Below are 8625 nucleotides of genomic sequence, written 5' to 3'. Positions count from 1 at the left end.
AGAGGGGGGGTTGGGAGGGGGGGGAAGGGAGGCGGGAAGGGGGGAAAGGAACCCAAAAAGGGGGGGGGTGGGGGGAGGGGGGGGGGGGGGGGGAAGCAGCGCGCTGCTGCAAGCAAGCGACCAGTAAAATAGGGCCAGACGGCCATCACCTGCTGCTGGAATGGGCTAACCCAGCAGCCGCAGCCTTGCCTAATTGAGGCTCTTGACCCGCAGAGTTGTTTCCATCATGACCTTATTCAATGCATCTATTACGAATCCCTTGAGCAGCTGATGCCGGTCGGGTTCGTAAACAGCGGGTGGTTCCGGCCTTGAGAAGTCAAACTCCGCAAACCCCTCAATAAATTCGGCAACCGAAGCCTCATAATCCTCGGGACTCTGCTCCCCGCCGGCCACCACCTTCTTCTCCTCCCGTGCCGGGGGCACTGCGTAGCGGATGAGGCCGAAGTCCCGGAGGCGGGCGCACCCGTCCTCCCAAGAGTCGCGGCGCAAGCCCATCCTGCTTCGGCGAGCGGCATACAGGTAGATGCCCTCCTCGCGGTGCTTCCCCGGGTACCGGTTGAACAGCGACATCAGAGTCAGCCACACCGAGATCTCTGCATCGCTCAGCACGTGGATCCAGCCCTTCAGGAAGAAGTCGGCCGGGACCCTGAAGGTCGTGCCATACCTCGGGTGCGGCACGGAGTAGGGCTCCATCGTCTGCAGCTCGCCCCGGCCCAGCTCATTGAGCAGCACGAACTCCTTGTACTGCCTGACCGCGCCTTCCAGAGGCACCGACACCAAGGCCTGCGAGCCGCCGGAGCCGGGCACCAGCTTTCCCCTCGTACCCACCGCCTCCAAGGTCTGCAACGCGGACCTCACCTGCCTCAGCCGCTGATCTGCCAGCGTGCGACGCTGCTTGGTGTCCCTCATGTACTTTTCGGCCTGGGTGCTGTAGGCGCCGTCGACCGCGATCAGGTCCGCCCATGAGGCCGGACCGGACAGATGTCGGCTGCTTGTCCACTTCTCACCGGCTTCCAGGCGGCACTGCGCCTCGAAGATCGCCAGGAGATAGAAGCGCAAAGCGAGGCCGCGGGGCCGGATCAGCTGAGTCAGCACCGGCTGCCTCTTGTCCTTCTCCGGCAGCTCCACGAGGCCGGTACGGAGCCGGATGTAGTCGGGCCGTCTCCCGGCCTGCCAGGTCTGATGCAAAGCCGCATTCGCCCGTTTGACGGACTGGGTCGCCTTCAGCTGATCCAGCCTGCGGGCACGCCGCTCGGCACGCATACGCTCGCTGCTCATCCCCACCTCAACGTTCTGACCTCGACGCTCTGACCCGCATATAAGTCTAAGTGGAATTAACAGACAACTTCTGTGCGGGTCAGAACGTTGCTGACGGACCATCAGTGACGCCCCGCTGCGCCCGCAGACTGGTCGTACGACCTGGTCGGAAAGGTCGGGTGGCCAGCCGTTCGCGGGGACGCGAACGGCCCCGGGGGCAACCGGAGCCGCTTCAATGGGTAGCAGTCAGGAGCGTAACGCTTGATGAGCAACGACAACGGGCCCGAGCGGCTTCCCCAGCGCTGGGCGTTGATCCTCTCCGTGGCCGCCGGAGCCGGTGTCCTCGCGTTCGTGATCGGAGGGCCGCTGGCCGGGCTCGGTACGCTGGTGGCGGTCACCACCCTGCTCCACACCGTGATGGCGTAGGACACACGGGGGTGTACCAGGCCCGGCCTGGTACACCCCACCAGACCCACTGACACCACCCACCGCCGCCCCGCAGGCACCGCCGCCCAGGCCCTCCACACCGCGCTCGACCACGTCGGCCTCCACGCGCTGGCGGACGACGACCACCAGGCCTCTCGCGAGCTCACCCGCACCCTCGCCCCAGCCACGCTGCGCCAGGTCATGAACTGGCTGGAGCGTACCCGGACTGCGGCCCTCGCCCTGCTCGGCACCGAGCAGACCCCGCCCGTCCAGCCCGTCGTGCGGCGCAGCCGGTTCTGACAAGTCGCAAGGCGCCGGCCACCTGGTGGTGGCCGGCGCCTTGCGCTGCGCGTGCCGAGCCCGCTACCCGGCCTTACGCGGTCTGCCGGGTGGGTACCGCGCGGAAGCCCCGGCGGGGGCTCCTCCGGACCCCGCCCCCGCCGGATCCGTCCACCGGCTGGCCACCGCTGCCCAGGAGCTGGCTCCACTGCTCCGCCGTTCGGAATCGGCGGGCGATAGCTGGCCTCACGGAATTCACCGACATCAATCTTCCGCCGTTCTATCCCGCATTCCCTCTATTTTCTCCCGCCCGAAAATTGGCCGACAATGGCAGTTGAACCGCTGTAGCAAGCTGGGCAGCCACCTGAAATGGTTGGGCTCGATGCACGTGTGAAGCTGCATGTATTTGTCGTCGGATGCGGTGGTTGTCTGTCGTGGAGTGTGGGGGTGTTTTTGCTGGTGGGTTGGGGTGTCGGTTGTCGGTGCGTCAGTTTGGTGCGGTTTTCGGCGTCATCGGGATGACGTTTGGCCTGGTCAGGTCCGTGCGGCTTCCTCTGCGCTGACGGCATGTCCGGGTTGTACCAGATAGTCCTGCTGGGTGTCATCGGAATGCGGTTTCGGGCGTCATCGTGGTGCGGTTGCTGTCTTCATAGAGGGGCCGGGGACGGGCCTGGTCGTTGCCGGGGCTGTCGGACGGGCCGGGAGGGCGTGGATGGCGGACGGCGGTGGCGGGAGCGACGCGGTACGGTCCGGCGATTCGGCGCCAGTGGTGCGTGAGCAGGTGGTGTTCCGGCTCCTGGCCTTGGAGGAACGCGGTGTTCTTACGCCCGAGCATGTGCGTCTTGCGGCTTTCTCGGCGGGCAGGTCGGTGCGGACGGTGCAGCGCTGGCTGCAGACGGCCCGTGAGGAGGGCCGGACGGTGCGCAAGCCCCGGCCGCGGTTCACGGTCACGGGCGAGGTTCATGCGCGGTTGGCGTTGTGGTGCGGGAACGCGGCGGCGGTTCACCGGGAGCTTCTCGCGCAGGCCCGCGTGTCGGCGGACGACTCCGTGGACGGGGGAGCCGGTGGGGAGCCGGCTTCGAGCGCCAGGAGCGGCGGGGGAGTGGGTGTGCCGTCGTTGGCGACGTTTCAGCGGGCGGTGCGCCGGGACCTGAACGCGGGTCAGCGTGCCGCGCTCAAGGGCGGGGAGAGGGCCCGGCGGGCGCACGATGTGTATCTGGCTCGTCCGCCGCAGTGGCGCAACGCGTGCTGGGAGGGCGATCACAAGCATCTGCCTGTCGAGGTCGAACTGGACGGGGAGCTGGTGCGGCCGTGGGTGACGTGGTTCATCGACTGCGCGAGGAACGCGATCACCGGCGCGGCCGTCACCCCGCACCAGCCCTCCCGGGACGCGGTGCTGGCCGCGTTGCGGATCGCCTTGTCGCGGGACGAGCCCGGTGGCCCGTACGGGCCGATCGGCGGACTGTCGGAACTGGTGCGGGTCGACCGCGGCAAGGAGTTCCTGTGCGCCACGGTGACCCGGGCATTGGGCGCGCTCGCGGTCCCGGTACAGGACCTCCCCGCCCGCCGGCCGGAGTTGAAAGGCACGGTGGAGAATCTCAACCACTGCGTCACAGCCATGTTCCTGGTCGCGCAGCCCGGATACCTCCACGCCCCTACCGCCACCACCCGCCCGCCGTCCCGCAGAAGCGACCCGGCCGATGTGCTCTCGTTCACCGAGTTCACCGCACGGCTTCTGGGATGGGTGCGGTGGTGGAACACCGACCACCGCCCGCAGCCGCTCGGCGGCCGCACACCCCTCGAAGCCTGGCAGGACGACCCCACCCCGATCGAGGACGTCCCGCCCGACCTGCTGCGCTCCTTCACCCTCGAGGACGCGGGAGGCGACAAGGTCCTGTCCACGAAGGGCGTGTACTGGCGGGGGCGTTACTACGTCGGCCCGTGGATGCACGGCATGGACGGCACCCGGGTGCGGGTGCGGTTCATCCCTCACCACGACCACGAGATCGAGGTGTTCGACGCCGTCACCGGCACCCACCTCGGGCCGGCGCACCTCGCGGACGCCGCCACTGCGGCCCAGCGGGCCGCGCTGCGCCGGGCCAAGGACGCCCAGCGGCGCACGATGGTACGGGCACTGGCCTCCGCGGACCGCCAGCGCCGCCAGCTGGGCCGCTACGGCGCGGTCACCGAGCCGATGAGGCCCGAGCCGCTGGCGGCGCTGACCGCAGCCGAGGCCGAGGAGCAACTCGCCACGGCCGCCGGGAGTGCCTTGGCGAAGCGAGCGCTGCCGGACCTGATCCCGCCGCGGGAGGCACCCGCGTCATGGGCCCGCCCGATCCGCCGCCCCCGCCCGGCAGCACCCGGTACCGATGCCGACCCGCCGGCGCCTGACGCGGCACACACCCCGGGCAGCGGCGGTGGTGCCGTGAACGGGACGGACGAAGAAGAAGCAGAAGAGGGAGGAAGCCCGTGACGACCGCGGACCGACTGGGCCGGCTGCCCGCTGAACGAGAGGACCACTACATGCGCCTGCGCGGCGCCCAAGTGGTCGGCACCCGGGCCCTGTTGGCGGTGCGGGAGAACATCCGCGCCGCGATCGAGGCCAGGGCGATGATCTGCATCTACGGCAGGACCGGGCACGGGAAGTCGTTCGCGGTGAACGCCTCGCTGCGCGACCTCGCCCCGCAGATCACTCACCGCATCCAGTTCCGGGCCCGCCCCTCGACCCGGGACCTGCGCCACGAACTGTTCTACGCCCTCGGCCTGCCCGGTCGTCCGCCCTCCCATGCGATCGAGTTCGACCGGATGCTGCGCGGGGCGCTCGAGGAGACTCGGGTGCTGGTGTGCGACGAGGCACAGTGGCTGTCGAAGCTGTGCTTCGAGTACCTGCGCTACCTGTGGGACGACACCGGCACCGACCTGACGATCGTCTTCACCGGCGGCAACGGCTGCTTCGAGATGCTGCAGAGCGAGCCGATGCTCGAGTCGAGGGTCTACTGCTGGCAGGAGATCGACCCCCTGCCGCTGGAGGAGGTCCTGGACACCATCCCGGCCTTCCACCCGATCTGGCCCGACGCCGACCCCGAGCTGATCGCCCTGTGCGACCGCGAGGCCGCCCACGGCAACTTCCGGGCCTGGGCGAAGATCACCCACCACCTGGCCGCCGGAATGAAGGAGTCCGGGCGCGCCAAGGTGGACGAGGACCTGGTGCGCTGGGCCTACAGCAAACTCGGCCGACGACAGGCCGGTGCACCGTGCTGACCTGCCCCGACCCACCGCCGGTCACCGTCGTCCTCGACCCCCACGACGACCTGCCCCACACCCGCGCCGCCCAGGCCGCCCACAGCCCCACCACAGGCCGGGCCACCGTCCACCCCACCGTCGGCACCAACTCCACGATCTGCCTCGCCTACGACATCCTCGCCGCTCTCGGCAAACCCGTGCCCGTCACCGGCTACCCCAGGCTCGACCCCGACCCGCCCTGGGCGATGGCCGCCGCCTGGACCCTCGCCACCCCCATCACCCACCTCACCGTGCTGCGCGCCCACCTGCTCGGCCGCCGCCGCATCCAAGACCTGATCACCCTGCGCGAGCGCACCGGCGTCCACCTGCTCCTGGTCTGCCACCGCCGTCGTCCCACCCCCGCCCTCGAACAGGCCTTGCGCCAGGTGGAGCACCGCCTCGCCGACGCGGCCGCCCGCCTCCCCGGCACCGACGACACCGACCTCCCGCGCAGCCGCCCGCCTCGCCCCGTCCCGGTGCACGATCGCTGGCTCAACCTGCCCGCCCTGACCACCTACTGGTCCGGCGACGGTGCCCAGCGCCGCTGCCGCTGCACTCCGCCGCTCGCCCACGACCGCGGCTTCCACCCGCCCCAGATGCCCCCCGCCACCGCCACCGAAGTCGCCCGCCGCCTCCACACCGCGACCGCCCACCCCCACCTCGCGGCCCAGCTCGCCGTCGCGGTCTTCACCGCCGCATCCGACGCCCAGCTCCACACCGCCCGCCCCACCGACCTCACCGACGGCGCGGCCACCATCGCCCTCCACGACGCGGACGGCCTGCGCTTCGGCTGCCTCACCCACCCCGTGCCGCCCTGGGCCCGCCCCCTGCTCCTCGCCGCCGCCTACCAGCACGCCATCGCCGAAGCCGGCGACACCCCGCTGTTCACCGTCCCCTTCACCAACAACGACCTGCCCGGCCTGTTCGACCTCGCCGACACCTGCAAACTGCGCCCACCCCAGCCACCCAAGCCCCGCTCCCGTTCGGGTCACCCCGCCCCCAAACCGCAGGACCAGCGCACGATCTGGCCCTTCAGCAACGCCCACTACCGCTACCCCTGGGCCGCGGGCCCCGAGTACATGCGGGGCTGCCCGCCTCCACCCACCCGGCGCGGGTAGCGTCGGGGGCGTCACCCGCGGGTGACGCCCCCGCTCCCCCCGGCAGCCCACCGCCGGCCCTACGTCCACTTGACGCTGTGCTCGGCGAGCTGCCCCGCACTTACCTTGGCCCCGCCTTGCCACCGTGTTGTGCAGGAACGCGCCCAGCCCCACGGAGACGACCTCAACGTCCTCCTCCCCACCGGGTCCGGTAACCACGATCTCCAGCGGATCCTTGTGCGGGAGGGCCACCTTCGCGTGGCCCTCCCGCTCGACAAAGCCGCCAGGTGCAGCACGGACCGCTCCGCCCGGAGGCATCCGGCTTCCTACAGGCGCGTTCGCACCCACAGCGCCCCGCATGACACCAGGGCGCCGCCCAGGGCGGTGGCTGCGCCGCAGACCAGGTAGACGGCGGCATCCCGGCGGGCGCGCCGGCCCCACACCCGCCACTGCCTCCGTCCCGTCAAGCGCACCTGCGTCGCGAAGGCTTCCGGTTCGGCAGGGTTGCTCGTAGGCTCCGAAGTGGACATGTGCTGCTCCTCAGTGGCTTTGTCCTCTGCTGACGGCTCCCTGCGCACCAGGGGGCCGTCGCCATTTGTGCGACGGCCGCGCCGTGTCCACCTGCTGAGACAACGGACTGCCTCAACAGGTGACCGGAGGCAACGAAACCACCCCGAAATGGCCTCTTACCAGCGAAAACAGGTAGTTGCCAAAACGAGTTTCAGTGAGTTGGAATGCGCTGTACTTGGGAGAAAAGGAGCTGACATGAGTTCAAATGCACTTCTACTGGGTCTATCTGTGTCTACCCAGGTCTTCCTAGGGCGTCATCGCAGGGCAATCATGGGTGCATCGGGGGCAAGCGGGTCATCGGGGAGTGGAGCAGACGGATGCCAAGGATGCCGAAAATGCCCACCGTGGAGCAACTGCCCCCGAGCACGAGGCGCTCGCTGGTGTCCGAGCTGCACGTCCACTTCCGCGCGGCGGGCCGGCCCACCCTTGGACAAATCGCCGCAGCGACCCAACGCCTGGACAACCCGGTTCAGGTCAGCCGGGAGACGGTCCGTAGGCTGCTCACAGGAGAGGGGACCAGCACCTGGTCCAGGGTCGACTCGGTACTGCGGGCCCTGTGCCACCTGGCTGATCAGAGCCCCGACCGCAGGCGCTGGCCGGAGTCGAACAACTACGACGACGAAGACAACACCACGTGCCGCCAATACCTGCGCCAGCTGTGGAACGACGACATCGACGGCGTCAGATCAGACGAGCCGCCCGTGCCCAGAACGGAACCGACCAGCGGGTGGGGGACACCCGCCTCACAGCCGCAGGGCGGCGGGTGGGGAGCGCCCGCGCAGCCGCAGCGTGGGGGATGGGGAGTCCCACCCCCCACAACACCAGCGGACGACCCACGGGCATCAACGAAGAGTGCCGTGCCATCAGGTACAGGCTTCTCGGAGGAACCGCCCTTCTAATCGCCGGGTCGAGCGCGCAGCATGAGCCCCGGCCGCGCCGGGCGCAGATCTACCAAACCACTCTCAGCGCCTCCAGCCTCCCGGGCACGGCCCTCGCGCTCGACGAACGCGGCCAGCGCCTCCACGCCGGCGCTGGAACCGGTGTGAAGCTGCACTTCGCTGTCGCAGATGGCGGTAGCAGGATGGCGCTGTTGCGGGCCGGAAAGGGCAGGTCACAGCGGCTGCGCCCGGAATCACGTCATCCTGCTGCGGTTTTTCCGACATCGTGGTGACGTATGGGATGGCCAACGAACTGAAACCTATTACCAGGCCGACAGAACGACACTCAACCGCATTACTAACCTGCCTTTCTGATGCTATCCACGGGGCCCCAGTTTCCCCGACCAACTCCCAATCCCAGATTCTAGCGGGCCACTACCTTTGATTCACAGACCGAGGGAAGCCTGTCCTTGTACCACCCCAACGAGTGACTCCATCACCTGATTACCCCTCACCATCCCACCAGTCAAGGCGCGAAGCGCCCCCACCCTCCACCCCAGTCAGCCCGGGCGAAGCCCGCGAACCCACCCCACTAGCCCAGGGCCGAAGGCCCCATCCTGACACCCACCCAACTCCGCAGCGAAGCGCGGAGTTGACCCACCACCACCCAAGGGCGCGAAGCGGCCCGCCACCCCACCCGATCCGGCCGGCGCAGCGGCCCGGGGGGGGGGCGGGTGGGGGGGCGAAGCCACCGACGAGGGCTTCCGCGTCTCCCCAGCGGCTGCGGGCACCCCCGAGACACACCCCCCTCCAGTATTTGTTCCCGCCGGGCTGGT

5 protein-coding genes are annotated in these 8625 nt (G+C 69.4%); 4 read left to right on the top strand and 1 reads right to left on the bottom strand.

The window, feature by feature from the left end; all coding sequences use genetic code 11:
• Positions 1-189 precede the first annotated feature (189 nt).
• Positions 190-1278, bottom strand: a complete 1089-nt coding sequence (locus tag AC07BF_RS22655) for a hypothetical protein (RefSeq protein ID WP_478333835.1) — start codon at positions 1276-1278, stop codon at positions 190-192.
• 243 nt (positions 1279-1521) lie between these two features.
• Here AC07BF_RS22655 and AC07BF_RS22650 point away from each other — a divergent pair, with 243 nt between their 5' ends.
• The 4 genes from AC07BF_RS22650 to AC07BF_RS22635 all read left to right on the top strand — a co-directional run bounded on the left by AC07BF_RS22650 (position 1522) and on the right by AC07BF_RS22635 (position 6362).
• Complete coding sequence (locus tag AC07BF_RS22650) at positions 1522-1683, top strand: hypothetical protein (protein ID WP_400812118.1); 162 nt, start codon at positions 1522-1524, stop codon at positions 1681-1683.
• Between the two features lie 1063 nt (positions 1684-2746).
• Positions 2747-4435 (top strand): Mu transposase C-terminal domain-containing protein, encoded by a 1689-nt coding sequence (locus tag AC07BF_RS22645; RefSeq protein ID WP_478333866.1) that lies wholly within the window; start codon positions 2747-2749, stop codon positions 4433-4435.
• The gene (locus AC07BF_RS22640; RefSeq protein WP_478333834.1) at positions 4432-5223 is read left to right on the top strand and encodes an AAA family ATPase; all 792 of its coding nucleotides are present in this window, start codon (positions 4432-4434) and stop codon (positions 5221-5223) included. The genes AC07BF_RS22645 and AC07BF_RS22640 overlap by 4 nt, the downstream gene beginning before the upstream one ends.
• On the top strand, positions 5217-6362 hold the full coding sequence (locus AC07BF_RS22635; protein ID WP_400989384.1) for a hypothetical protein: 1146 nt from the start codon (positions 5217-5219) through the stop codon (positions 6360-6362). Before AC07BF_RS22640 ends, AC07BF_RS22635 begins: the two co-directional genes overlap by 7 nt.
• The last annotated feature ends 2263 nt before the right edge of the window (positions 6363-8625 follow it).

The sequence above is a fragment of the Kitasatospora sp. NPDC043950 genome, assembly GCF_056435345.1.
Note: the sequence above shows the minus strand (reverse complement) of the source record. Positions and strands in the feature narration are given on the sequence as shown.

Excerpts from the sequence above, each read along its gene's own strand:
- AC07BF_RS22655 (WP_478333835.1), bottom strand. The coding sequence starts at position 1,278 with ATGAGCAGCGAGCGTATGCGTGCCGAGCGGCGTGCCCGCAGGCTGGAT.
- AC07BF_RS22650 (WP_400812118.1), top strand. The coding sequence starts at position 1,522 with ATGAGCAACGACAACGGGCCCGAGCGGCTTCCCCAGCGCTGGGCGTTG.